General features: G+C 58.7%; 25 protein-coding genes and 1 pseudogene. 12 read left to right on the top strand and 14 right to left on the bottom strand.

What is annotated here, in order from left to right; translation table 11 throughout:
- Positions 1 to 147 precede the first annotated feature (147 nt).
- A pseudogene (locus tag EGH23_RS24815) lies at positions 148 to 381 on the top strand (DUF955 domain-containing protein); the annotation flags it as partial.
- A gap of 79 nt (positions 382 to 460) precedes the next feature.
- Here the strand turns inward: EGH23_RS24815 and EGH23_RS24810 are convergent.
- Both EGH23_RS24810 and EGH23_RS24805 read right to left on the bottom strand, forming a co-directional pair.
- Positions 461 to 1060, bottom strand: a complete 600-nt coding sequence (locus EGH23_RS24810) for a hypothetical protein (RefSeq protein WP_236045076.1) — start codon at positions 1058 to 1060, stop codon at positions 461 to 463.
- Positions 1047 to 2156: a DUF3179 domain-containing protein gene (locus tag EGH23_RS24805; RefSeq protein ID WP_220582666.1), complete on the bottom strand. Its 1110-nt coding sequence runs from the start codon at positions 2154 to 2156 to the stop codon at positions 1047 to 1049. The genes EGH23_RS24810 and EGH23_RS24805 overlap by 14 nt, the downstream gene beginning before the upstream one ends.
- Before the next feature lie 268 nt (positions 2157 to 2424).
- Between EGH23_RS24805 and EGH23_RS24800 the strand changes: the two genes are divergently transcribed.
- A complete protein-coding gene (locus EGH23_RS24800; RefSeq protein WP_220582665.1) occupies positions 2425 to 3150 on the top strand; it encodes a DsbA family protein in 726 nt (241 codons plus the stop codon).
- The gene (locus EGH23_RS24795) at positions 3147 to 3749 is read left to right on the top strand and encodes a hypothetical protein (RefSeq protein ID WP_220582664.1); all 603 of its coding nucleotides are present in this window, start codon (positions 3147 to 3149) and stop codon (positions 3747 to 3749) included. The genes EGH23_RS24800 and EGH23_RS24795 overlap by 4 nt, the downstream gene beginning before the upstream one ends.
- 311 nt (positions 3750 to 4060) lie before the next feature.
- Here EGH23_RS24795 and EGH23_RS24790 read toward each other — a convergent pair whose 3' ends face one another.
- The 5 genes from EGH23_RS24790 to EGH23_RS24770 form a co-directional block, all read right to left on the bottom strand.
- Positions 4061 to 4147: a hypothetical protein gene (locus EGH23_RS24790; RefSeq protein WP_328767079.1), complete on the bottom strand. Its 87-nt coding sequence runs from the start codon at positions 4145 to 4147 to the stop codon at positions 4061 to 4063.
- 92 nt (positions 4148 to 4239) lie between these two features.
- Entirely contained in the window at positions 4240 to 4596 is a 357-nt protein-coding gene (locus EGH23_RS24785) for a hypothetical protein (protein WP_220582663.1), read from the bottom strand.
- 166 nt (positions 4597 to 4762) lie between these two features.
- Positions 4763 to 5068, bottom strand: coding sequence for a putative quinol monooxygenase (locus tag EGH23_RS24780; protein ID WP_220582662.1), 306 nt, complete (start codon positions 5066 to 5068; stop codon positions 4763 to 4765).
- A 113-nt stretch (positions 5069 to 5181) separates the two neighbouring features.
- A complete protein-coding gene (locus tag EGH23_RS24775; protein WP_220582661.1) occupies positions 5182 to 6603 on the bottom strand; it encodes a dihydrolipoyl dehydrogenase in 1422 nt (473 codons plus the stop codon).
- Between the two features lie 397 nt (positions 6604 to 7000).
- Positions 7001 to 7996 carry a DUF3179 domain-containing (seleno)protein gene (locus tag EGH23_RS24770; RefSeq protein ID WP_220582660.1) on the bottom strand — a complete coding sequence of 332 codons (996 nt, stop codon included), beginning with the start codon at positions 7994 to 7996 and terminating at the stop codon, positions 7001 to 7003.
- Between the two features lie 122 nt (positions 7997 to 8118).
- On the opposite strand from EGH23_RS24770, the gene EGH23_RS24765 reads away from it, so the two are divergent.
- Both EGH23_RS24765 and EGH23_RS24760 read left to right on the top strand, forming a co-directional pair.
- Positions 8119 to 8838 (top strand): NAD(P)H-hydrate epimerase, encoded by a 720-nt coding sequence (locus tag EGH23_RS24765; RefSeq protein ID WP_236045075.1) that lies wholly within the window; start codon positions 8119 to 8121, stop codon positions 8836 to 8838.
- 54 nt (positions 8839 to 8892) lie between these two features.
- A complete protein-coding gene (locus EGH23_RS24760) occupies positions 8893 to 9429 on the top strand; it encodes a redoxin domain-containing protein (RefSeq protein ID WP_220582659.1) in 537 nt (178 codons plus the stop codon).
- A 24-nt stretch (positions 9430 to 9453) separates the two neighbouring features.
- On the opposite strand, the gene EGH23_RS24755 is transcribed toward EGH23_RS24760, so the two are convergent.
- Complete coding sequence (locus tag EGH23_RS24755; protein WP_220582658.1) at positions 9454 to 10479, bottom strand: NAD(P)/FAD-dependent oxidoreductase; 1026 nt, start codon at positions 10477 to 10479, stop codon at positions 9454 to 9456.
- Positions 10480 to 10548: 69 nt separating this feature from the next.
- Positions 10549 to 11619: a YncE family protein gene (locus tag EGH23_RS24750; protein ID WP_220582657.1), complete on the bottom strand. Its 1071-nt coding sequence runs from the start codon at positions 11617 to 11619 to the stop codon at positions 10549 to 10551.
- A 445-nt stretch (positions 11620 to 12064) separates the two neighbouring features.
- On the opposite strand from EGH23_RS24750, the gene EGH23_RS24745 reads away from it, so the two are divergent.
- The 6 genes from EGH23_RS24745 to EGH23_RS24720 all read left to right on the top strand — a co-directional run bounded on the left by EGH23_RS24745 (position 12065) and on the right by EGH23_RS24720 (position 16934).
- The gene (locus EGH23_RS24745; protein ID WP_220582656.1) at positions 12065 to 12490 is read left to right on the top strand and encodes a hypothetical protein; all 426 of its coding nucleotides are present in this window, start codon (positions 12065 to 12067) and stop codon (positions 12488 to 12490) included.
- Between the two features lie 76 nt (positions 12491 to 12566).
- Positions 12567 to 13124 (top strand): carboxymuconolactone decarboxylase family protein, encoded by a 558-nt coding sequence (locus tag EGH23_RS24740; protein ID WP_220582655.1) that lies wholly within the window; start codon positions 12567 to 12569, stop codon positions 13122 to 13124.
- Between the two features lie 188 nt (positions 13125 to 13312).
- Complete coding sequence (locus EGH23_RS24735; protein WP_220582668.1) at positions 13313 to 14236, top strand: sulfite exporter TauE/SafE family protein; 924 nt, start codon at positions 13313 to 13315, stop codon at positions 14234 to 14236.
- Between the two features lie 102 nt (positions 14237 to 14338).
- Positions 14339 to 15202, top strand: coding sequence for an SDR family oxidoreductase (locus tag EGH23_RS24730; RefSeq protein ID WP_220582667.1), 864 nt, complete (start codon positions 14339 to 14341; stop codon positions 15200 to 15202).
- Complete coding sequence (locus EGH23_RS24725; RefSeq protein ID WP_220582654.1) at positions 15195 to 16211, top strand: patatin-like phospholipase family protein; 1017 nt, start codon at positions 15195 to 15197, stop codon at positions 16209 to 16211. The genes EGH23_RS24730 and EGH23_RS24725 overlap by 8 nt, the downstream gene beginning before the upstream one ends.
- Before the next feature lie 237 nt (positions 16212 to 16448).
- Positions 16449 to 16934, top strand: a complete 486-nt coding sequence (locus tag EGH23_RS24720) for a DUF1440 domain-containing protein (RefSeq protein WP_236045073.1) — start codon at positions 16449 to 16451, stop codon at positions 16932 to 16934.
- Between the two features lie 526 nt (positions 16935 to 17460).
- Here the strand turns inward: EGH23_RS24720 and EGH23_RS24715 are convergent.
- Positions 17461 to 18822 (bottom strand): dihydrolipoyl dehydrogenase family protein, encoded by a 1362-nt coding sequence (locus tag EGH23_RS24715; protein WP_220582653.1) that lies wholly within the window; start codon positions 18820 to 18822, stop codon positions 17461 to 17463.
- A gap of 132 nt (positions 18823 to 18954) precedes the next feature.
- Between EGH23_RS24715 and EGH23_RS24710 the strand changes: the two genes are divergently transcribed.
- The gene (locus EGH23_RS24710; protein WP_220582652.1) at positions 18955 to 20364 is read left to right on the top strand and encodes an FAD-dependent oxidoreductase; all 1410 of its coding nucleotides are present in this window, start codon (positions 18955 to 18957) and stop codon (positions 20362 to 20364) included.
- Positions 20365 to 21115: 751 nt separating this feature from the next.
- On the opposite strand, the gene EGH23_RS24705 is transcribed toward EGH23_RS24710, so the two are convergent.
- The 4 genes from EGH23_RS24705 to EGH23_RS27430 form a co-directional block, all read right to left on the bottom strand.
- On the bottom strand, positions 21116 to 21799 hold the full coding sequence (locus tag EGH23_RS24705) for a hypothetical protein (RefSeq protein WP_220582651.1): 684 nt from the start codon (positions 21797 to 21799) through the stop codon (positions 21116 to 21118).
- A gap of 843 nt (positions 21800 to 22642) precedes the next feature.
- Positions 22643 to 23245: a helix-turn-helix domain-containing protein gene (locus tag EGH23_RS24700; protein WP_220582650.1), complete on the bottom strand. Its 603-nt coding sequence runs from the start codon at positions 23243 to 23245 to the stop codon at positions 22643 to 22645.
- Positions 23246 to 23323: 78 nt separating this feature from the next.
- Positions 23324 to 23578 (bottom strand): hypothetical protein, encoded by a 255-nt coding sequence (locus EGH23_RS24695; RefSeq protein WP_220582649.1) that lies wholly within the window; start codon positions 23576 to 23578, stop codon positions 23324 to 23326.
- A 140-nt stretch (positions 23579 to 23718) separates the two neighbouring features.
- Entirely contained in the window at positions 23719 to 23925 is a 207-nt protein-coding gene (locus tag EGH23_RS27430) for a putative ATP-dependent zinc protease (RefSeq protein ID WP_425433278.1), read from the bottom strand.
- Positions 23926 to 24341: the final 416 nt, after the last annotated feature.

The following is a 24341-nucleotide window of genomic DNA, read 5'->3' as shown; positions in this document are numbered from 1 at the left end:
CTTCGAGTCGAATCAAGCACTCGCGTACTTCCATTTGGGCTGGGCGGCCGCGAAGGCACGGAACAACGAGTAGCTCCCAACCGACGATTTTCTGCCCCCCGTGGGAGGTGCGGGGGCGCGCCCGAGAGTGCGTCCCGGTACAGACCAATGGCGACGATCCAAACCGACCTTTCTGACGCAGAGACGTCTAGCCAGCAAACTACGCACTCCTTCGACGACTCGGACACGCGAGCCGACGATATGCGCGACCGGCTTGATGCGTGGGTCGAGGACCTCGCCGGACTGACCGATGAGGCCTAGGCCAGCGAGCAGTTCCAGCAGTGGCTGGAGGTGCAGAGCAAGTTCCACGATTACTCGGCTCGGAACACGCTGCTCATCCAATAGTGGACATTCTCTCCAGACCGTATTCTAATCTGTAGATGAGACCCTGATTATCCCCTCAATGACGGAAAAACTCCACTCAGAGTCTCGCTGGATCGATCTGTCGACCGACAAGGACGAGGCTCCCGAGCAATAGCACGACGGCAATCGGCAACAGAAACTGGAACGCTGTCACGATAATGCCCGATGCTTGGATTCCGAGGACGATGAGGATAACAGGTCCACAGCAGGCGGTTCCCGACAGAACCGCCGGAATGCTTGCGAGGAATCCTGACGACGAGGACCCGATTCCGCAGGCTGCGGGCTGGCGCCAGGCAAGATACGTGAGTCCGAGGTTCAAACCGACCAATCCAGCGATACCCAGACCTAAGACCGTGTTGAGCGAAAACAAGTAGGTCACCGGGCCGACTGATACGCGAGCAACGGGAGTGAACGAAAATGGGCCGAGCTGCGGCTGGAAGAACTTTCCCAGAGCGCCAGAGACGACGGTTACGTCAAACCCGCCGATACCCGGTGCCAGATGCCCAAGTGCGTAGAGGTAGATCAAGAGATATCCAACTGCCGTTCCGACGACGACGAGCGTCGCATCAGGGCGACGGAATACCGCTGCCGTGGCTGCGATCGTTCGGGAGACGGCAGTTCCGAGCCACCCGAAAGGGGCGTTGTTACGCGTAGACATTGGTCTCTGGATAGTATCCGTGCCAGGCGAACCACATCGCATCAAAGGTGTGGATTCCCGTGAGCGGCAAAGCGTTCGGTTCGTACGAGGAATCCCCAACTAACACCCTGTTACCGTCGGTCGTGACTGTCCGTTCGTCAGGGTTCAGATAGACGTACCCGGTATTCAGACGTTGGTCGGCGACTGCGACAATCGGTGTCTCGCTCAGTTCGCCCGTCAGGATCCGCTTTTCGAGGAGCGTAGATTTGTCGAACGCGACGGCCCCGTCAGCAGTCCGGGCACCCATGAAGACGCGCTTCCGGCTGAACCGGTCGTCTTCCTCGAGCGTTTCGAAGAGCGTGTTCTCACTGGTATAGTATCCACTACGCGGGTTGTATGAGCCGTACGGGTCTCTGCCGTAGTTGTTTGCGAAGCCCGTCTCCGTCGAAAGGACCTGGGTATTAGGATAAAGCCCCCGCCACTGTTCCCAGGTTGTCCATACGAGTCTGAACTCCCGTAACGATCTGGTTCCGGGGGCCGAGTTCCACGGCCCAGGTATCGACGTGGCGAGAATCTGTGGCCACCAGGTCTCTGTTGCCCGATCGTACATGACGAGATTGTTGTTGATCAGGCGGCCAGAGACACCAAAGGTCGTCTGCCCGCGCTCGAACCCCTGGACAGTCCCCGTCAGCGGGCAGTACGTCACTGCCACGGAGCGGTCACCGAGACGGTCATTGACGATCTCGTGTTGAACGAGGATTTTCTGTGGGTATGCCTTCACATCACCGTTCAGTGCAACGCCGAATACGGGATCGCCGGGGTCGAGGAAATCGACACCATCTGGCCCGACGAACGAGGGGTCGTCGATGGATGGAATCCCGTCTTTGGGTGGGCCGCCCGAAACTGCGAGTGATTCGAGATCACTGGGTTCCATCGGCAATTTCAGCGTCTCATCGGCAGTCGGGACGGCTCCGTCAGCAACTGATGTTGATCCGATATCACTTGACCCCGCTGTCGTGGCCGGATCTCTCTCCGAATTACGGTCTGGGTCGCTGGTACAGCCAGCGAATGCACTGAGCCCGGCTACTGCGACGAACTGGCGTCGGGTGAATTCCATTAACGGATAGAACGGCTGATAGAGGATTAACAGTTGACCGGTCGTGTGCCTCACTCACACACTCTGATTAATTCCCTTCGAATTATGAGATATTAGCCTCAATACTCTCTTTTCTATCTTTATAAACTCTAATTGAAGAATAAAATAATTATACATAAATATTGCCCAATTATGCGTGGCTGACGCGAAACTACAGTAGAATAAATACCGATTCTGAACTACCCTTCGCCGTGTTACGAATATCTGGCTATAGAGACCCATCCAGCCAATGATGGGTGAAAAAGCTGGTACCCGACGACGCTTTCTCACCGCATTGTCTACGACACCCCTCCTCGCCGGTTGCCTCGGTAGCAACCAGAACGGGGCTACGAACGATAGGCAGAGTTCCACCACTAAGAACCAGAACACTGCTGATCAATCCCCGGAGACACCACTCGCTCATATCGCCGCAAAAGGGGTGGCCGACGAACCGACGCTCGGGCCCGACATTGGGGAGGGAGAGGCGACGATTATTGCCTTCGAGGACCCATCTTGCCACGCTTGTCAGAGCTTCGAAACAGGAACGTTTCCGGAACTTCGGTCGAAACTTATCGACCCCGGACGCCTCTCGTTCGTCTATCGAACGTTTCCGCACGTCCAACAATGGGCGATGCCCGCGACACAGATCTTGGAAGCGACCTACGCTCACGACGCGACGGCCTTCTGGTCACTCAAGTCGCACTTCTATGAGAACCAGGAAAGTTTCTCGACGAACAACGTTTTCTCGAAGTCCCAGACATACCTTGAAGGAGAAACCAGTGCCGACGCCGCTGCCGTCGTTGACGAGGCAAAGCAAGGTAAGTACGAGGCGGCCATCCAGTCGGATAGCACGGTCCGGGAAGACGCGGATGTCAGCAGTACGCCGACGTTCTTCCTGTTCCGGGACGCCGAATACCGCTCACGCGTGTCTGGCAGCCAGAGCTACGGCGTATTCAAGAACTCACTCGGATTATGAGCTCAAGACGCGGTGTTCAACTACCGACCGACACCAGCGACTGGCAACTCATCTTCAGAACGGCTAGACTCGTCGTTTCCCTTCCAGTGTACGCAGCCCTCGCTTTCGTCGGCAGCCTGCTTGGTCTGTCGGTTTTCGTCCTCTCACAGAATATCCAATTCGTCCAAGACGTCGTCGTCGGTGGTGGTCTTCCGCTGGAGGCACGAATCGCTGTCCTCGTCGGTCTCTACCCTGTCGTCGGAAGCGCGTTCACACCGGTTACGTCAGGGTTCCTCCTTCTCACAGCTGGCCTATTCGGTATCAACGCGGCGATGTTGACCTACCACATTCGTGAGCATCGTCTCGGTCTTCGTGAGGGCTCTGGCAGCATCGCTGGCGTCTTCCTCGGGACGCTTGGCGCTGGCTGTGCTGCCTGTGGCTCTGCCATCCTCGCCGGTGTGTTATCGCTGTTCGGGGCGACTGGTCTGCTCACGGTGTTGCCACTAGATGGGTTAGAATTCTCAATACTCGCGTTCGGGGCACTCCTCCTCTCGATTTACTGGTTGGCAGACGGGATGCGCGGCGGCGAAGTTGCCGGCTGTCCTGTAGAGATCGGATAGGATTGTCACGGTCAACGAAATTTCAAGTGACATCTCTTCCGCGGTAAACGGCGAGGCTTCCCCTACAAGGAGAATCCATTCTAGCAGGTTTCAGTCCGAGTAGACCGCATACGTCATCTGCGAAAATTTCTCGCTCGTCTCACGGTGGAGTATGATACTGACACATGCGCTCCCATCCTGTGGCGAGTCATCGCGGCCGGATTCCCGACTGATGCTCTCTTCTACGGGTTGACGCGACTGGCGATATTCGCTGCCGCGTTGATATCTGTGTGGAATTATGATACTGACAATTGTTGTGTGGGCATACAAGTTCAGCCTGTTCGTTCCGTCGACCGAAACGACCACAAGGCGTGGCACGTCTGCGAAGTATACGCTGCGTTAACGTACTCAACGCGAATCCCCGCCTCGTCCGCTTTGTCTCCGATTCGGCCTGCAACTGATCGAACACCTCATGCGTGAAGCCGCTAATTCATGAACGGCTAGCGGAATCTTAGAAGGTGATGACTTCGTAGCCGTCGTCGACAAGCGAACGGATGCTGGGGTGGCCGTCGTGGTCATCGAGTCGAACTACGCCGGAATCGTTCACTGCATCATCGACACCGAACGCCCCGGAGCAGTAATCACACGCGGACGCATCATCCTTGACGGCCTGGTAGAGTTCGTGCTGGTCACTGTCCGGATCTTCGAGTTCGGGGATCCACTGAGTTCCAGCTCCATCGAAGATGAGCTCTAGCTCGTCTCCGTCGGTCTCTGCGAACTCCTTCGCCGTTTCGAGAGCGTTAACGATACGACCCAAGTTCGCATGTCCTTCCGTCCCAGCGAGAATCACAACTGCTGCTTTTGTCATTGCATCAGCTGGTACAGTCCCTGAGGATATAATCCGTCTGCGGCCGTGCAACGATGATACGCTTGCGAATGTGATTTATGTATCCCGTGGCGACTGACGGGACCCACACGTGGTCAGTTGGAACTGAACGCCGGGGGTCTGTGGACCTCTTCGAGCGTGTTTCGGGTCAGAGTTCGACGTCTGTTGCCGAGTCGACTTCGAAGCGGGTTACCTCTGGCTCTCCTGCAAGTAACTTCGGTAGTTCAGCCTCGAACCGTTCGAAGTGGTCGGATTCAGCGTGTGCTTCAAATGCTGCTTCGTCCTCGTACTGTTCGAAAAACCGGAAGAGATTCTCGTCGTCTACGTCGGTCGCAACTCGGTACTCGATGATTCCTTCCTCCTCCCGTGAATGCTCGGCTAGTTCTCGGATTAATTCAGTCGCTCTATCGTGATGTTCCACAGCGATCGGAAACGCCGCATGGACTACTAACATTCCAACCGCACCGAGGAGCGACTACTGGTTATGTCTTCAGCAACTGTGCAGCTGAAGCACACAGGTGTGACTGAGCTTCCACTCACTGATCGATGTAAAGGTTCCCTTCAGGATCAGTGCGAGTGGCCGCCTCGGGAGAACTGCCCCGAGAACGCTCGCTGAACTACCTCTGAGAGTGCAGGGTGAATATGAACGGATTCGCGAATATCCGTGACTGTCCCCGACCCGGCTTTCATCGCGACGACGACCTCCTGAATGAGATCGGCGGCTTCGGGACCGATGATATGACAGCCCAGAATCTCTCCTTCCAAGTCGATGATGACCTTGACGAAGCCGTCGGCTTTCATTGCACTTCCACGTGCTGTCTGGTCGTACCGATAGGTCCGCGTCGCATATTCCGTGCCGGCTTCCTGAAGTTCAGATTCGTGTGCACCTACCCCTGCGACTTCTGGTGACGCGAACACAGCGAAGGGCATCGCAGTGTAGTCGACCGGCTGGAGGTCGTCGCCGAAGAGGTTTCGCGCGACGGCCTGGGCTTCGTGGTTAGCACTGTGCTTCAGAAGATACTCGCCGACGATGTCCCCAAGCGCCCAGACGCCTTCGGCGGTCGTCTGGAGATACTCGTCGGTCTCGATGAAGCCTCGCTCGTCTGTTTGGACTGCTGTCGTATCGAGATCGAGGATATCGGAGTTCGGAGTGCGGCCAGCGGCTACGAGTAGCGTATCCCCCGTCACGGTAACCGACTCGTCTTCACGCATCCCGCCGTCGTCTCCATACTCGTAGGGGTGGGCTTCGACGGTTACGGTACCGCCGCTCTCCGAGGCAGTCGTCGCCGCATAGCCAGTGTGAACGGTGAACCGATCGGCGTATCGGTCGGTGAAGGCCTCGGAAACCTCTTCGTCGGCCTCCGGAAGGAGATTCGGTCGCCGCCCGATGATCGTCACATCGCTCCCAAACGTGCCGAAGAAGTGACCGAGTTCGGCAGCGATGTACCCGCCCCCGATGATCACGAGGTGGTCCGGTGGGGTTTCCAACTGCAGCGCTTCGGTACTGGTGAGGTAGTCCACGTCGTCGATCCCGTCGATATCGGGGATTGCCGGCCGCGTCCCGGCAGCGATCAGCACTGTCTCGGCTCGAATTCGGGCTCCTTCATCCACACCGCTGACGATTTCGACCGTTCGTTCGTCCACGAATCGGCCCTCACCTTCGTAGAGATCGTGTTGCGAGGAGGAACGGAGTCCTTCCCGGATAGAATCGGCGTCGCCACTCACGTCCTTGTTGACCTCGCGAACCATCTCCGCGAAGTCCACATCGGTAATCTCTGCGTCGATGTGGAAGGAGCCGGCACTCTCTATCGTCTCGAATACGTCTGCATGGTAGAGCAGCATCTTGGACGGTATGCATCCACGGTTGAGACACGTCCCGCCGAGCGGTCCTTTCTCTACGACTGCAACGGATTGTCCGCGGTTGGCTGCGGCGTTCGCGACATCCAAACCGGAGCCGGATCCGATGACCAGAAAATCGACTTCGTTCATACATCTAGTATCCGTCCTCGTGAGTAATAATCATCTACGCTGGTGTTCAGCTCTCTTCCACACCCGCTCAGTAGAACGCTGGACAGATAGCTCCGCTATCCTGGGGTGGTTACTTTTATGTATGAGATGTATTCGGCGAACACACTGATTGGGTTGTTCAACCGTTCGTATGTGCCAGACTCGTCTATTGGCCGGATATCGTGACCACAGTTCGGGCACACGCCGAGGCGTGAATCGTCGCTCATCATCCAAGGGGGAGGGAGCGTGTGACAGGACGCCCCGTTCAGTAGTCAGGCGAAAAAGCGCATAAGCATTGGCCGGGTCTGCAATCTCGTTCCCCAACAGCACTGGGGAATGACTGACGCTTGCACTCGATAGTCTCTCTGTCGGCCGCTTCTCACGTGAGTCCGTAGAAGCTCTTCGGGCCGTGGTCATCCTGCCAGGCGAAGGCGTAGAGCCGTCGACTTGGTACTCGTGCCAGCGTACGACCGTCGTCACTTCGGCCCGTTGTAGTATCCCATTTAGCCCCGTCGCCGTACAGCATTCCCTCCCGAAATTCGAACTTGTAGCCGGGATCTTCGAACCCGTGAATATCATCCCTGGAGCTGACGATGAGCACGTCGAGACCGCCCACTGTATCTGAGACGACACCACCCACGTTCTGGACCTGCTCGACTGGATACCCGACGGCATCTCCTCTGTGTGTGATACCTAACACCACCGTCTTGGCGTCGATGTCCTCGTGTTCCCACGACCGTTCCCTCCCTTCACCACGCATTTCTCTGAGACCGAACCCTTCCGCTGCGTCGTATCGCTCGTACGGAGTCATCTTGTACACCGTTTGCGGTGATTCTCCTCGCGGATCTCCGTCACCGCCATGAATCGGCTGGAGGACGATTCCGTCGGGGTAGTCCGAGCGAAATTGCTCCCACGATATGACAGACGCGGGCACAACGGAAAGTTCGTGCCCGTCGAGCGGCCCCTTGATCGCCTTTCCGAGCGGCTGTTTCCACTCCGATTCGGTTTCGCGATCGTACATCACCAGCGCGTCGTCAGCAAGTTTTCCGGAGGTTCCAAACGTCAACACGCGATCGTCGACCCGTCGGTCGTAAACGACCGCACTGGCACAGATTGGACACCATGTGACCGCGACCGGGCGCGACTCGTCGGTAGAGTCACCGGGTGAGCACCTCCCTGATTCTATGCGGTCGCTATCTCCGAGCATATCGTTGACAATCTCGTGATAGCTGAGAATCCGTACCGGATACGCCCGCGCAGGCGTGGTTTCGACGACGATTACATCGTCGTCATCGTCTCCGATGTATTCCGTGCCGAAGGTAGGATCGTCGACACTTGGAATCGCGTCCCGGGGGAGGACGTCCTGAATGTGCATACACCAAGGAGGGTAGGCCAATCAATAACACCTGTGAACAGCCGCATTGGAGGCAGGACGCGTTTCGGCCGCTTCGGACGCCACTGGCGAGGTATTTGTCTCTGCTCCACCATGACTGAGGCATGTCTCGAAATTCGTTCCGCACGTCGACGGGACGGTCCGTCACGGCAGTGACCGCCGACGAGATGCGAGACGTCGACCGTATCGCCGTCGAGGATGTCGGATTACAGTTACTCCAGATGATGGAGAACGCGGGTCGTATACTCGCGTGGCACGTACGCGACGTTCGGGAGAGCGACGTGGTAGTTGTCGCTGGAAATGGTGGGAACGGCGGTGGCGGCCTCACCTGTGCACGACATCTTGCCAATCGAGATATCCCCGTTCGAGTGGTCTTGGAGAGACCGTCTGAGGAATTGAGTGGCGCGGCGGCTCACCAGTGCCACATTCTCGACGAAATGAACGTCTCGGTCACCTCTAGTGTTGAACCACTTGCCGACGCCGACGAACAGACGGCTATCGTTGACGCGCTGATTGGCTACGGACTCACTGGTAATGTCCGGCCACCGGCGGATGCGTACATCGACCGGATGAATGACCTATCTGGACCGACGGTCTCACTCGACGTTCCGTCCGGTATCGATGCCACGACCGGCGAGTCGTTAGACGAGGCAGTTTCGCCAGCTCGCACGGTCACCCTCGCCCTTCCGAAAACTGGGCTCGATGCCCCTACAGGGAAGCTCTATCTCGCGGACATCAGTATCCCCCGAACCGTGTACGTCCGACTCGATATCGATTACGAACCGCTGTTTGGAGATGACGACTGGGTCCGACTCGAACAATAGGTCGCCGTTCGCTTCTGTGTGACGCCGTTGCACACCCCCCGTTTCTTGAAGTCCGTGGTTGCGTTACTAGTTCTCATGATTCGTATAGGACAGGAAGCACCGGATTTCACGCTTCCCGGAGCGGCCGCTGGGACGATCGAAACGCACGGACTTTCCGAGTACACGGATCGAGGCTGGGCGGTGGTTCTGGTCTTCTATCCCTTCGATTTTCACCCAGCGTGTACCGACCAGTGGTGTTCCTTACGCGACGCCGACTGGCTCACACTCTTGGATGATGTCGTTGTCCTCGGTCTGGGGTCAGATAGTGCCTACACCCATCGCGAATACGCAGACAAGCACAACATCCAGTTCCCGCTTCTATCGGATACTGATGGACAGGTGAGCCAGGCATACGGAGTACTAACGGAAGAATTCGAGAACCATCGCGACGTTCCACGCCGAGCTACGTTCGTCGTCGATGCCGATCGTATCATCCAGTTTGCATGGTCTGCTCGTAGTCCTGACGAACAGCCCGACCTTGGCGCGTTGCGGAAGGCGACGAACTGCCGGGACGACGAGTGTGCTATCGACGAATCCGAAGAACCAGTCTAACCGCTCTGCACCGCCGGAACGCTTTCATTTTCCGTACGTGTGGAAATCAACAGCTTGCTCGAGTAGTTCGTCGGGAATCCCCGGGACTTCTTCGGAACGCACCGGTCCCTGCTCTTTGAGGAGCTCGGGATCCCGTGGGAAGTCTCGGAGCTGGAAATGGACGTCGATTCCGGCTTTTGCGCCCTGCCCGAGCGCGACTGGTATCTGATTGTGGCCCGGCGTACAGTCGCCGACGGCGTAGACGTCGTCGACCGACGTTCGTCCGTGGTCGTCCACCTCAATCGTGCCGTCGTCGTTGAGCTCACACCCGAGCTCCCTGGCGAGCCCGTTGTTGTACTCGGCGCCGTACATGGCGAACCCGCCTTTGTATTCACGATTGCTTCCATCCTCGAATTCAAGGGCTTTCAGCCAGCCGTCCTCGCCGTTCTGGACGCCCGAGACGTCGTCGTGGATGACTTCAATCGGATGGTTTTCAAGCATCTCGGCAGTTTCCTCACTCCACTCGGGGTCGTTACCGCGAGTGAGCAGGTCGACCTCGTCGGTGAAATTCAGCATGATAGCTGCGACGTGGGCGGCGCTCTCGGCGTGTCCCATCACGTATACCGACTCGTCGACGAACATGTGGGCGTCACAGTGTAGACAATAGTGGAGACCACGCCCGGTCCTGGGGAGCGGCGGCTCCGGCCGAACGTCGTTGAACCCGGTCGCGAGAACGACACGATCGGCTTCATACTCCGAGCTATTACCGGATAGTCGGATTCTATCCGAGTCGGTCCGCGAACAGGTTGTGACCATGTCGCGGTGGATCTTGCACCCGTACGCTTCGAGCTGTTCTTGCCCGATGCCGAGAAACTCCGCGCCACTCGTCTCCTCTTTCACGCCGAGGAGATTGTGGACCTCCTGCATCATCGCTGCCCGCCCACCACCACGGTTGACGACGGCCGTATCATGCCCGAGTCGCGTGCTGTACAGGGCTGCTGTCATCCCAGCGGGGCCGCCGCCGACTACGAGGACTTCGTACTCGTGTTGCTCTGTGGAATCTGATGCCATATATGTGGTGTCTCAGTCAAATGTCAAAAGTTTCGCGTCGCCCGACGCATTCGAGAATCGTAGGTGCCCTCACAATCGATGGCCGCACGCGCAGTTCCCGATACAGTAGGTCGTCTCAGGCTGCTCGCCCGAAATGCCGAGTCGAGCCATTGCGAGAGCCATTGAAGCGGACAGATCGCTCTGTGGCCGGACCTGGGCCGATGTTGCCCCGTATGGACTCGGCCCGACGCTGATCCGCTCGATTACTTTCCTGCGCTCGTGATCGATCACTGCCACCTCGTCGGCGGTCTGAACAGGTACGTAGAGCTTCGTCCGTGGGGGGTCCCACGTCCCGACGAATGCTGCTCCACCAAGGTCGAGTCGTGTTGTCACGGTTCCGTCCGTGAGGTCAACGACAGTCACGTCGTTCGAGCCTGGAGTGAACACGTATCCGGTCTCGGAGCCCGGACCAATCTCACTGGTCAGTGGACGTCGTCCGAGTCCGTCTTCGGCCGTCAGTCTCGCTGTCTCGCTTGGTTCGGCTGGATCGTTGAGCGTCCAGATACTTTCGCTACCCCCGTTGGCCTCGTTGTGCTCGACGAGCAGGGTTTGCCCGTCCGGTGCAACGGTTCCCATCCAGGGGCGAGCAGGTTCGTCCTCGACTGGTTCTACATCCACCTGAGTAACGATTTCGAACGGCTCGACCGATAGGACGGTCAGTGTGTCTCCGAAGAGATCCGGAACGTACGCATATTCACCATCAGGGTGTATCGTGACGTCACACGGGCCGGGGCCGCCTCTGTCATCACGCCCGCCCTCCGGGGTCCGATCGATCTCTGCGGTCACCTCACCGAATGTTTCCGAGTCCGAATCGGCGTCGAGCCGGAACTGTCTGTGACTGGGCTCTCTGGCGCTGACGATGACGTAGCTCCCGTCGGGCGTCTGTTCGAGCCAGTTCGCGCCGGATCCCGTCTCGACTGCTGCCGTCTCTGAAAGCGACCCGACTGCGAGGCCCCGAACCCCGCGACCGACATTAAGCCACAGCGAGTCGTCCAAGTCGTCAGTCAGGCCCGGCGTGTACTGATTCGAGGGAAACGACGACGAGAGGTCGATAGCTCGTGTCTCGACGAGTTCGTCACTCTCGGGATCGATCAGACTCACCGTGCCGTCGCCAGTGTTGAAAACGAACACCGTCGGCTGTTCGGCGGGTTCGCTGCCGCCATCTCCACCGACGCATCCCGCCGTCGCTACGACCCCGGCAGTTGCGCTCCCAGCGAGTAAGTTTCGACGAGACACCCCTTCCGCTGAGGTGGGTGGGTTCCGTCTATTTGGATAGAGAACGGGATCTGTATCCTCTCCAGTCATGTTCATCCATTCGCACCCAGCGTAATAATCAACCCTGACCGAAACACCGACACTGACCGGCCACGCGAGTGCAGGCAGATCAGCCCTCGGTTACACATATTCCCAGCTTCATTCCGTCTCTCTATATGACTCTATCAGATATTCCGTACCGACAGTTTCAGATGGTTTCGCGGGTGTGCGTCTCTCTTCAACGCTCGCATCGTGGTTTAGTAGTCCTCTTGCGTCTGATAGAACTGAACTCATGGCATCAGTTATTGCCGGTCTCGCTGGCGGCGTGGTTGCAACGATCGTTATGACCATCGCGATGATGGTGATGGGAGATGGCGGGCCGCCGCCGACGGCGGCGCTCGTCGCGAAGTTCGCTGGCGGCGAACCCGAGGACTACGCGATGCCGGGGATGGCGTTACACCTCGTCTACGGCATCGTCGCTGGTGCAGTGTTCGCGGTCGCGGTTCCGCTGATCGGGCTTAGCCTCGGTTCCATCGCTGTTGCCGTCGGTCTCGGCCTCGTCTACGGCATCGTCCTCATGATCGGAGGGATGATGTTCTGGATGCGGATGATCATCGGGATGGAACCCGATAAGAGCATGATGATGATGTTTGGAACCGTTCACGTCATCTACGGCGTCGTTCTCGGCGCCTTCCTCGGTGCCGGCATCGTCGCGTAAGCGACACTGGGTCGTGTTCCGATGAGAGCATCCTCACAACACACATCAATCCACTAACCATAAGACACAGATACACATGTCCCGACTTCCGTTACTCGAGTTAGACGACATCCCGGAGGAGTACCACCACCTGTTCACCGACGAGTACCTCGGCGACCGCCATATCTTCAGGGCGTGGGCGCACAACCCGGAGGTCCTTGAGGCGACGCTGGAGTACCTGAACGTTCTGTACGATCAGCTCGGACAGCGACGCAAGGAGCTGGTCATTCTGACCGTGGCCCGTGCCCGTGGGGCTCGCTACGAGTGGCACCAGCACGTCGACATCGCCCGCGACAAGGAGGTCACGATCGAGGAGATGCAGGCCATTGGCGGGGGAGACCTCTCTGTGTTCGACGATGCCGAGTTCGTCCTACTCCAGTATGCTCGAGCCGTCGAGTCAGGGACCGTCACCGACCAGATTCACGACGCCCTGACCCGGCACTACTCGTCTGGTGAGATCGTTGCCCTCGGTCTGCTCGTGGATTTCTACGTGGGGCTGTGTAACTACATCGCCTCCGTCGATCTCCCGTTCGAAGGCGGCGAGTTCGTCGGGTGGACCCCTGACGAGAAGACCGTCTCGGAACTTTTCGATTAGATGGAGATGATGGCAAATACTGATGGAACTGCTACTGGGCCGACTCTCTCGGGTCTGAATCGTCAGTGGCGCAGGCCGACCGCGTGTCCAGACGAGCTATTCTCCCGCTGGAGTTTTCGAGTATGACCCGGGCACAGCTTCTCGTACTCGGTGGATCCGTCGGACTGTCGGGAGTGTTCGCCCTGCCAATGCTCGGAATAGGAACTGGTATCGACCTCGGGACGGTCTCATTACAATCGTTCCCCGTGCCAGCGGGGTTTCCAGTTGACCAGTTCCTCGCCCACTGGTGGGTGTTCCCGGCTTCGATACTCTTCTCGCTAGTCGCGCTCGCCTCGGGCGTCTCCGGGGCGCTGTTCTTCAGTCCGTTCTTCATGTTACTCGTCGGGCTATCTCCCTCGCAGGCGATCGGTGCCGGGCTCCTGACGGAGGTGTTCGGGATGGGCAACGGATTGGTGAACTACGTCCGGCAGCGTACCGTTGATTACGCCACGGCGAAGTGGCTCCTGCTCGGCGCGGTCCCGGCCGTCGTAGTCGGGGCATTTGCCGCCCACATCGTCCCGACGGCGCTCCTCACGATTGCGTTCGGCGCCGGACTCCTCCTGTTGGGCGCGTTCCTCGTCTACTACGACCCGCCCGAGAACTGCGTCCCAGGCGAGTGCGAAGGTGAATTCCTGAAACGGAAGAACACTGGACGCGGAACGACGACCATCGAGACGACCGATGGTGAAATATACACCTACGATACTTGCTGGCGCCCACCCGGTCTCGGCCTGGCAACCGTCGGTGGGTTCATCACAGGATTGATCAGCGCTGGTCTCCCGGAGATCACGACCACCCAGCTAATTGTCCGGTGTCGCTTACCACCCAGAGTGGCAATCGCGACGAGCGTGTTCGTGCTCGCGGTGGCTGCGGTCGCCGGCGCGGCTGTCCATGCGCTGGCCGCCACGCCCGTCTGGTACGTCGTCGCGTGGTCGATTCCTGGAGTCCTCATCGGCGGGACTATCGGCACTCGAGTTGGGAAATACGTTCCCAGCGAGATTATGGAGCCGGCGCTGGGCGCCGTCTTTGCCATCGTCGGCGCGATCGTACTCGCAAGCGAATTGCTCGCGTAGAGGCGAACAGCCGGGTGACTCGAGGGCAGCTGACCTACGTTGTTCCTGCGTTGCACGCTCGACATACCTCTTTACGTGCTGTCGACGTACTACTGTGTGAGCATGTCTACCAATACGTTCGACCTCTCCGAACCAGAGGTGACGTCTGACGACCTCCTCGTGCTCGATGACTCTCGTTTCGGTCCAGATACCGTCGCGGTCGTCACGGGTGCCGCCTCCGGGATCGGTCAGACCACGACGGTCGCACTCGCAGCCAACGGGCTCTCAGTCATCGGCGGAGATATCGACGAAGATGGTCTCGAGGAGACGGTCAACCTCGCCGACGATCTCGATGCGTCGGGCACGATACACCCCATTCAAACCGATCTCACCGACGATGGAGACGTCGAGGCGATGATTGATACAGCAGCCGATCACGGAGATCTGCGGTATGTGGCGAACATCGCCGGAATGCAACACATCGCGTCGATTCCCCAGTTCCCGATGGAAAAGTATGACCTGCTCTTGGATATCATGCTGCGGGCACCGTTCTTGACCGCCAAATTCGCGATGCCCCACATTCGGGAGACCGACGATGGAGTCGGTGCTATCGGCAATATGTCCTCAGTCCACGGTCACTATGCCACACAGGACAAGCCTGCCTACATAACCGCCAAGCACGGTCTTCACGGACTCACACGGTCGATCGCCGCTGAGGGCGAAGGGACGCTTCGGGGGTTCTCGGTGAGTGTCGGATACGTCCTCACGCCGCTGATGGTGGATCAGATCGAGGACACTGCCGAAGAGCGTGGCATCTCCAAGCAAGAGGTGGTCGAGGACGTGATGCTTGGACAAGCCCGAACAAAGGAAATGATGACTCCCTCCGAAGTGGCGAACCTCTTTGTTTTTGGGTTCTCCAGTCACGGCAAGCATCTCAACGGTGGCGACTTGCTCTGGGACGGCGGCTACACGACGACCTATGAGTGAGGACGACGAAGCAGCGGAAACGGAGGGGCGTGACTCTGCCACGGATGCCTCAACTCGCGTCGCCATCGCCTGTCAGGGCGGCGGCAGCCATACTGCATTCACTGCTGGTGTGCTCCGGACGCTTCTCGAGGAGTGGGGTGACGACTACGAACTCGTCGGTATCAGTGGCACGTCCGGTGGGGCGTTCAACGCTCTCGGAACGTGGTACGGCCTCGTGACCGGGGACGTCGAACAGGCCCGAGCGATCCTCGACGGACTATGGACGGATTTGGCAGCCGACGGAGTACAGGACCGCTGGATGAACTCACTAGTAACGACTCTCTCTCGTATGGAGAGTGCCGGCGTCCCGCTCCCCTCGATCAGTCCATACCAAGTGCTCGGACCGGAGGTCGGGAAACAGCGCATTAGCGAGGTGCTCGAACGATACATCGACTTCGACGAGATCCCGGACCTCTGTGACAAACAGGTACCGGAACTCGTCGTCGGGACTGTCGATATCAACGCTGGCGTATTCGAAACGTTCACTAACGAAGAGGTGACCGTCGACGCCGTACTCGCGTCGGCGGCCGTTCCGAACCTCTTCGAAGCCGTCGAGATTCACGGGCATCTCCACTGGGACGGACTGTTTTCACAGAATCCACCAGTGAGGGATTTGATGTGGCTCCCGCCCGAGCGGAAACCCGAGGAACTGTGGATCATCCAGATCAATTCCCAGGAGTTTGAGGGCGAGCCCGAGACACTGGATGTCATTGCCGACCGGCGCAACGAACTGTCGGGAAACATCTCTCTCAACCAAGAGCTCGGATTCCTCGAACGCATTAACGGGTGGGTCGACGACGGGACGCTTCCCGCTGATAAGTTTCAGCAGACGAGTATTCACCGCATCCAGATGGGCAAACGATTCCACTGCTCGACGAAGGTCGATCGAGATCCCGCGTTTCTCGACGAACTTCGAACCCTGGGCAACCAGCGGGCACGAGAATTTCTCGAATCGCGAGCGGAATCCTGAGGTTGAAGGCACATCTCTGATTCGGTAAAGACTGACGACGCTTTTGGCACGGTCTACCACTGGATGTTGAACCTACCGTGAGGAAGGGTCATGTTTCGACGTCCGTGACAGGTGGGGTAACGAGGCACAACTAGTAGTATGCTGACAAGACTGGACTGGTAACCCGAAATAGGCCAAAACGGGTTTTCTGAACTATCTGCGTACCTTATGCCAGTCGAACACGTTAGTACCATTACAATGGCACAAGAAGCACAACAGGAAACGCAGGGCCTCGAACGGACTGGAGCTGTACGAGACAGTCCGTCGTGGCAACACGGCGTGGAAGCGGGATTGATCGGCGGACTCGTGATGGGCGTGCTGTTTTCGCTGCTGATGCCGCCTGTTATCGAGAACGCGATTCCGGCGCTCGTCGGCCTGTCCGGTGGACTCGCTGGCTGGGTCGTCCATATGTCGCTCAGCGCGGTGTTCGGCGTCGTCTTCGTCGCAGCGTTGACGCAACCTCGGCTGGCAGCTGCCGCGGAGTCGCTGGGCGGCGTCGTCGGTCTCGGCCTCGCGTACGGCGTAATCCTCTGGGTCGTTGCTGCCGGCGTTATTATGCCACTGGGGCTGTCGGCCGTCGGCTTTCCCAACCCGCCGCCGCTGCCGAACCTCGGACTAATGGGCCTGCTCACGCACCTCGTGTTCGGATTAGTCCTTGGCGCGAGCTACCACTCCCTGCGCTGAGTCCTCGTGGCCCGCCACCTCGAAGTTGGGGAGAACACGTCGTAGTTCAGGAAACATTCGATTCACGGTGTTCGAACAGCGGAATCGTTTCGGGTTCCGCGAATTCGAGCAGTCGTCGGCCGAAGCTACAGCTCGCAGGGCGTAGTTGTTGTTGGACACGAGTTTCACTCCCTGAGACCATCCTACGACACACTCATTCCGGAAATGAGGATGGTTTTGGTGAGCTGATTTTAACCACCAGGTCATCCGCAGCGAGGGCGTCCTCCTGAACTCAGGCGATTCGTTTGCAAACTTCGATAGTCGACTTTCATCGAATATCAGCTACTCCCGCATGACGGCCAGCCATCGAGACTCAGCCACGACGATGAGCAGATAAGTGACCCTTGGCACTGCATCCGTCAGACGACGCGACCCTCACCGCGTCGGGACAGATGCGGCGTACACCCGAGATTCGGGGATGTTCCAGTCACGTCAGGATGTGGTTCGCGAAAGAGCAGGGTTGTAGGCACCCAAATACTCGTATCGGTTAGCTTGACACGTCGCGGAAGGCCGCCTCAACCACCTTGCTCAGCGTTGGGTGGGCGTGAATCGTCCCGGCGACGTCGTCGACGGTCGCGCCAGTACGCATCGCGAGAACGGCCTCGTGCAACAGCGTGGAAGCTTCGTAGCCGATGGCGTGGGCGCCCAGGATCTCGCCATCGGGGGCAGCGAGAACCTTCACGAACCCGTGATCGAGCTTCTTCGCCCGGCCCATCGCCGAGTCGGCGTAATCGGCCCGTCCGACGACGTACTTAGTGTCCTCGTCCATGAGCTCATCCTCGGTCGCCCCGACGCCGGCGATCTGTGGTTCGGTGAAGATCGTGTGGGGCATAGCCGAGAGATCGATAGCCTGTGACTCTCCATGAACGACGTTCGCGACCGCGTGGCGGGTTTCGTAGTCGCCGGAGTGTTTGAACAGGGCGTTGCCCGCGATGTCGCCCTGTGCCCAGACGTTCTTGGCGGTGGTCTGCAGGTACTCGTCAGTCTCGATGAAGCCTCGATCGTCGACATCGATGCCTGCAGTCTCGAGGTTGAGCGTATCACTGTTGGGGCGGCGTCCTAGTGCGACAAGCACCTTACTGCCCTCGACAGCCGTCTCATCGCCGGTCTCGGTCTCGGCATGGACAGCGTATCCTCCACTCGCTTCTTCGACGGCCGTCACCCGATGGCCGGTGTAGACGTCGTGGCGGTCGGCCGCGATATCGGTAAACACCTCGGCGACATCGCCATCCTCACGATGAACCAGCGAGTCCATCATCTCGACGACGGTCACGTCGGTCCCCATCGCGTCGAAAAAGTAACCCAGTTCGACGGCAATGTACCCTCCCCCGAGAATAACGAGGCTCTCGGGCGTCTCTCGGAGGTACAGGGCATCCTGACTCGTGAGGTAGTCCACATCATCAAGGCCGTCGATCGGTGGTACGACCGGACGGCTCCCTGCAGCGACGACCACTTTCTCGGCCGTGACAGCTTCACCCTCAAGACGAACTGTCCGCTCTTCGACGAACTCCGTGCGTTCTTTGAACAGCGTGAGATTCTCCTTCTCGCGGTAGCGCGCCTCCATGTCTTCCGCGATTCCCCCGAGCAAGTCGTCCATCTCGTCCACGACTGCGGCGTGGTCGATGCCGTTGAGGGTGGCGTCGACGTGGAACTGCTCGGCGGCACGAACGTGGTTCACCGCGTTGGCAGCTTGAATGAGCATTTTCGAGGGGTTGCATCCTCGGTTGAGACATGTCCCACCGAGTGGACCCGGTTCGACGAGTGCCGTCTCTAGTCCGGCGTCGGCTGCCGCTGCAGCCACGTTGTTGCCTGTTCCGCCACCGATCACGAGGACGTCAAAGTCGGCCATATCTATTTTGACAACGTCGACGACAAAGAAGCTCCCCCGGCGGTTCGATCCGGTTGCACGGACGCTTCCGACGCTGAAATCGAGTCACACACACGAGCCGCGTTTATAAACCAGCTGTCTGTTGCAGTCTCTATGTCCACTTTAGTCGTTGTTGGCGGAGACGCCGCTGGGATGTCTGCAGCTAGTAAAGCGAAGCGCGACGACCCCGAACTCGACGTCGTCGTCTTCGAGCAGGGCGAATGGGTGTCCTACGGTGCCTGCGGACTACCGTACTACATCAAAGGAGAAATCCAATCTCTGGAGGATCTCGTCTCGGTCACACCGGAGGAATTCCGGCAGGAACGGGACATCGATCTCCGGACGGGCCACGAGGTCGTCGACATCAACCCCTCGAACCGGACTGTCACGGCCCGGAGCGATGAGAGAGAGGTCGTCCAAGAGTACGACCACTTGCTCGTGGCGACGGGTTCGGAGGCGGTTACACCACCGATTGACGGCCTTGACCGGACTGGTGTCTACACGCTCGGATCGATGTCTGACGGGAAGGAACTCCGCGAATACGTCGGGCGGGCCCGCTCGACTGGGGACCTACAGCAGCCCGACCGCGGCCCCGCCTGCCAGTTTCTGGAAACGTGCAACGGGCCGGTCGGGATCGTCGGCGGCGGATACATCGGTGTCGAAATGGCCGAAGCGCTGGCTGCCAACGACTTCGAGGTCCATCTCTTCCAGCGGGGCGACCGAATCCTCAAGCAGTTCAGCACGGCTACCAGCGAAACCGTCCTCGATCACCTCGAGGAGCAGGATGTTGCAGTCTATCTGAACACCGAAGTGCGTGAACTCGCTGGGAGTGACGCGGTCGAGGCAATCGTCACCAAGGATGACCGCGTCCCGGTCGAGATGATCCTCGTGGGGACTGGCGTCCGACCTCGGACGAACCTTGCCGAGGATGCAGGGATCGAACTCGGCGAGACGGGCGCAATCGCGACTGACGCCTACCGGGAGACGAACGTCCCCGACGTGTATGCAGCAGGCGACTGTGCAGAGGCCGAGCACGTCGTCACCGGCGACCCGATGTACATTCCGCTCGCTCTGACGGCGAATAGACACGGACGGGCCATCGGCCAGACCGTTGCAGGCAAGCCGACCAAAGGAGGCGGTGTCGCCGGTACGGCCGCGGTCAAGGCGTTCGAGGTGGAGGCAGCCCGAACCGGAATTCTCGACCACGACACGGCCCAGAAAGCTGGCTTCGAACCGATAACGGAAACGATCAGAGCTAAGTCTCGCGCCGGGTACTACCCCGAAGGCGGAACCGTGCAGGTGACGCTCACCGTCGACGGTCCCTCCGGCCGCGTCTTAGGCGGCAGTCTCGTCTCCGAGTACGGCGAAGGTGCGGTCCACCGGAGTCACGCACTGGTCGGAGCAGTGAGCGAGGGGACGACCGTCGATGAACTCTCTAATTACGACCTCGCTTACGCGCCACCGTTCAACACGACCTGGGACCCTGTACTGACCGCGGCGAAAGTCGTCGACGGCACACGGTGAGGATTTCCCGTATTCTCCCACTTTCGAAGTTGGGCTGCTCGTAATCGTGTATGACGAAGAGCTATTGGAACTGGATGTTGTAAGCGGGTAACGAGTGGCGTTATTTGCCCTCCCTGCGAATGCTTGATTCATGAACACAACGCGGTATCTCACTCGACGTCGTCTTCTGAGCCAGGGGAGCGTGCTTACGCTCGCCGCACTGGCTGGCTGTGCAGACAGTGGACAAGAGTCACGTCCTGGAGAGGATGGTCAGGACACGACTGACGAGGCAACGACGGGGACGCGCGATACCTCGGACACATCTACAAGCGACGGCTTAGGAACCGACAGTACTTCTGATGCAGAGACCGCCGATAGCGCCGGAACTGACGACCTTGACTTACGAGAGGCTAACGTCGTCGACGTCTCTTTTGAGGCGCAGAACGGGACGTACACGTTCGACGTGACTCTGCATCACGATGACGACGGTGAGGAAGGATACGCAAACTGGTGGCAGGTCGAACGATTAGACGGGACGCGTCTCGGTCGGCGCGAACTTCTGCACGCGCACTCTCAGCAGCCATTTACGCGGTCCGAGACGATCGAGATTCCCGAGGAGGTAACCTGTGTCGTCGTCCGTGGACACGATCAGACACACGAGTACGGGGGACTGGCGATAGTGGTCAATCTCGGTTCGGGAGAAACGCGGCTGAGAGACCAAGGATCCGAGAGGCAATCGTTCGACGCTAGTGATTGTCCCGGATCGCGTTGATTAGGCTGACCAGACGAATACGTCCTCGGCAGTGGCGGCACCTACTGCGACACCACCGTCTTCGAGACCAACGCCAGTAAGATTACTCGTTAGCTGACCACCTAACTCCCATTCCCACTGGATCCGCGCGTCGCTAGATATGCGGGAAACGGCAACGAGCCGGCGACGGTCGGTCGTCGGGACGAGGAGTTCCACAGTACCATCGTCATCGAAATCGGCTGCGACAGCCCCGTCGAGGTTGCGGGACCCGTACGTGTGGGACGAAACCCCATCAACGGTGGCTCGAACGCTCAGCTCACCGTCTTCGAGCTGGTAATACTCCAGCGTGTGGGTGACGTGCGGTTTCAGAACGGCGGCGAGTTCTGTGGCATCCTTGGGACCGAACGGTGCGACTGCGAGCTGGTGGCGCCAGCCTGGGCCGTATACGGGACCGGTCGCGATGCGCTCACCGGCCGGTGAGTAGACTGCGATGCGTGCCCCGTTCTCGGAATCAGCAATCGTAGTGACAATCTCCGGTTTGCCATCGTCGTTAAGATCTGCGACGAGTGGTTGCAACCCTTCGAAGACAAGGGGTGCATCGAGTACTGTTCGAGCGACCACCTCCGGATTCGTCGGATCGACCACGACGAGGGACGACGGTTCCAGTGTGTCACCGAGCGCGCCGTGTCCGTAACGGTCCGTCACGTCACCGTAGACGACGTACGTACCGTCTCCGAGTGATGCCGGTCGGACATCGGGCGGTGCATCGATAGGGAGACGAGAGCGGTCGTCGCCGTCGACGACGAAATCACCGTTCGCTGCCACGAACAGGCGGCGAGACATCCCTTCCCCAGAGGTCACCATCTGGCCTGCGTTCCGGCCCATGATCGACGGATGGCCGAGAAGCTTTGAACCGGTGTTGCCGTCTGCTACTACTGGCGGGCGTCCGGGTACCTGTTGTGGCAGACGCGTTTTATTAGAGACTGCCCCGTCGTAGACCTGCCATCGAGTAGCGGTACCCTCTGCCGTGACGACAGTCCAGTAACTCCCCTGTGGCGCCGGATGGGCGACCAGCCAGACTGGCCGACCGTCGACAGCGAACTGAACAGGCTCGGTGTTCCGGAGATCCGCGGCCCCGGAGATGAACCGATTGCCAGTCGGCTGGGGATGGGTGTACCAGTACGGACCAGAGGGACTGTTGGTAGCTGACGCCGGGTTCGGCTCGGTCGTTGGAGTCGGATCGGACCCGCGATCTCCACAGCCCGCGAGCCACAGCAGGATTCCAGTACTAGCTGTCAGCACCGTTCGACGTCGGGCCATTAGTCGGAAGTGTCCAATACCAGAGTGAGGTTCAAGCGATAGGGGCCTGATGCGTGACCGCTCGTCAAGCCTGCTGAGGATTGGGCTGTGTCTTGGCCTCGGAACTCAACGTGACTACTGGGCCGCTGGTTATATCGGTCAACATACGACCCCTGCAGAGGCTGTAGCGAAGTCCTCGCTGCTCTCCGCGATTCGATGTAGACGTTCCGGGATGTGCCCTTCGAACAGTTACTCATCTGGGAATGACTCCCAGAAGACGTCCGGCAGCTCCCGATCGGGGTTCTCTTCGAGGTAGTCTTGTTTCGTTAGGTTCGCGTCTTCGATTAGGGAGGCTGCCTCCCCGGCCCAGACGTAGAACCCGATGAGCGTCTCGCGGCGCATTCGTTCGAGGTCAACCGAGTGATACACCTTAACGACGCCACCTCCCTCTCGGTTGAGCTCAGATCGTTTGAGCAATCCTAGTTCGACGAGTTTGTTGAGATACCGCGTGACTGTACTTCGGTCATACCCGAGCTGCTCGGCGACTTTGTTCGCCGAGAGAGGACCCTCGCCGATAACGCATAGACAGATGTCCAGTCCAGCCTTCGGAAGACCGAATGCTTGGAGGAGCACCTGTCTCACGTCTGGAGGTTTCACACTCATATCCAACTCTGTAACCCGTTCCATTGGTTGGTCGTGACAAGACATTGGTGGGTCGTCGCGTCCAACTACGAGAACAACATTATCACAATCGGGGTCAGAGCATTCGTATATATCGTACCTGCCGGAATTTGGATCGTACTGGACCTCGTCGCTCTCGTCGTCGGACTGGGTTGTACTTCGATCAGACATCAATCGTCAAATCCTCCATTTATCGACTGTTATGCGGGGAGCCGATAAATACTGACCTCTCAATCTGCTGGAAACCCCTTACTCTGAGTCGACAATCACTAGCTCATCGGCATCAAGAGCCAGTAGCTCTTCACCGGTGATCGTTATTCTGACTCGACCGTCCGGATGCGTTCGGACCAGTTCACACGTTGCGAGTCCAGCCAGATGGGATTCGATCGTCCCTTCGTCGGTGTTGAGTGTCGCTGCGAGCGCCGCCTTTGTCGTCGTCTCTCGCTGGTCTGCGTCACTTGCTCTGGCGAGCTGTTCCAGAACAACTTGTCTTGTTACAGACATGGTTGAAGGGCGTCTATATGTCTCCTACACGGGTCGATACAGGCGGCTGTAGCGGTAGTTGCTGGTTGGGAGCGAAAATTTGCTCCGGAGGTGGTTCATCGCTCTGATGTACATTAGTGAATTGGCTTCTCTGCATGTGGTTATTCCTCGACTGTCTGACCGATATCGAACGAGTATGCTTCGAGTACGCCACGTCCGAGAAGAACAGGATAGGTCATCTCGGACCGATCGGTGATGCTGGCTGTGACGGTCCGCCAGCTTCCGTTCAGACACATGTCTACGTCGACAAGTGGCCGTGTCTCAGTTCCACTGGCGGTCGATAAACGTATCTGTGTCATCCCGACCATCGGCCCGCTCTCAACTCGACTGGCGGAGAAAGTTGGACGCTGCCGTTCTCAATCTGCGAGTTAACGTTCTCATCACGGGCCCAGACCAATTTATGTCTGAGTACGCGAACGATATTCAGGATTGGATTGATTGCCTTCCTGTTATACGAATCTAATATGCCGACACGGTACACTCCCGTTGTAGTCTGATTACGGAAGTTCGAGGAGAAAGCCTCGCCGTTCACGGCGGGGATGAATCCGACAACTCCGCCACAACCGCCGGAATTAAGCTCCCTGACAGCGTATCTGAGGGCAAGCACAACGGGCAAAAACTGGCGGTTGGATTGGGGTCCGCCCGGACGACGAAGGCCATCACACCGTTCCCGAGGGGGCGTCTCCGAGGCCGTGGCGACACGGCAGGCAAAAAGCGACCCTCG

The sequence above is a fragment of the Haloarcula nitratireducens genome, assembly GCF_019599505.1.
This window is presented reverse-complemented; position numbering and strand designations above follow the sequence as displayed.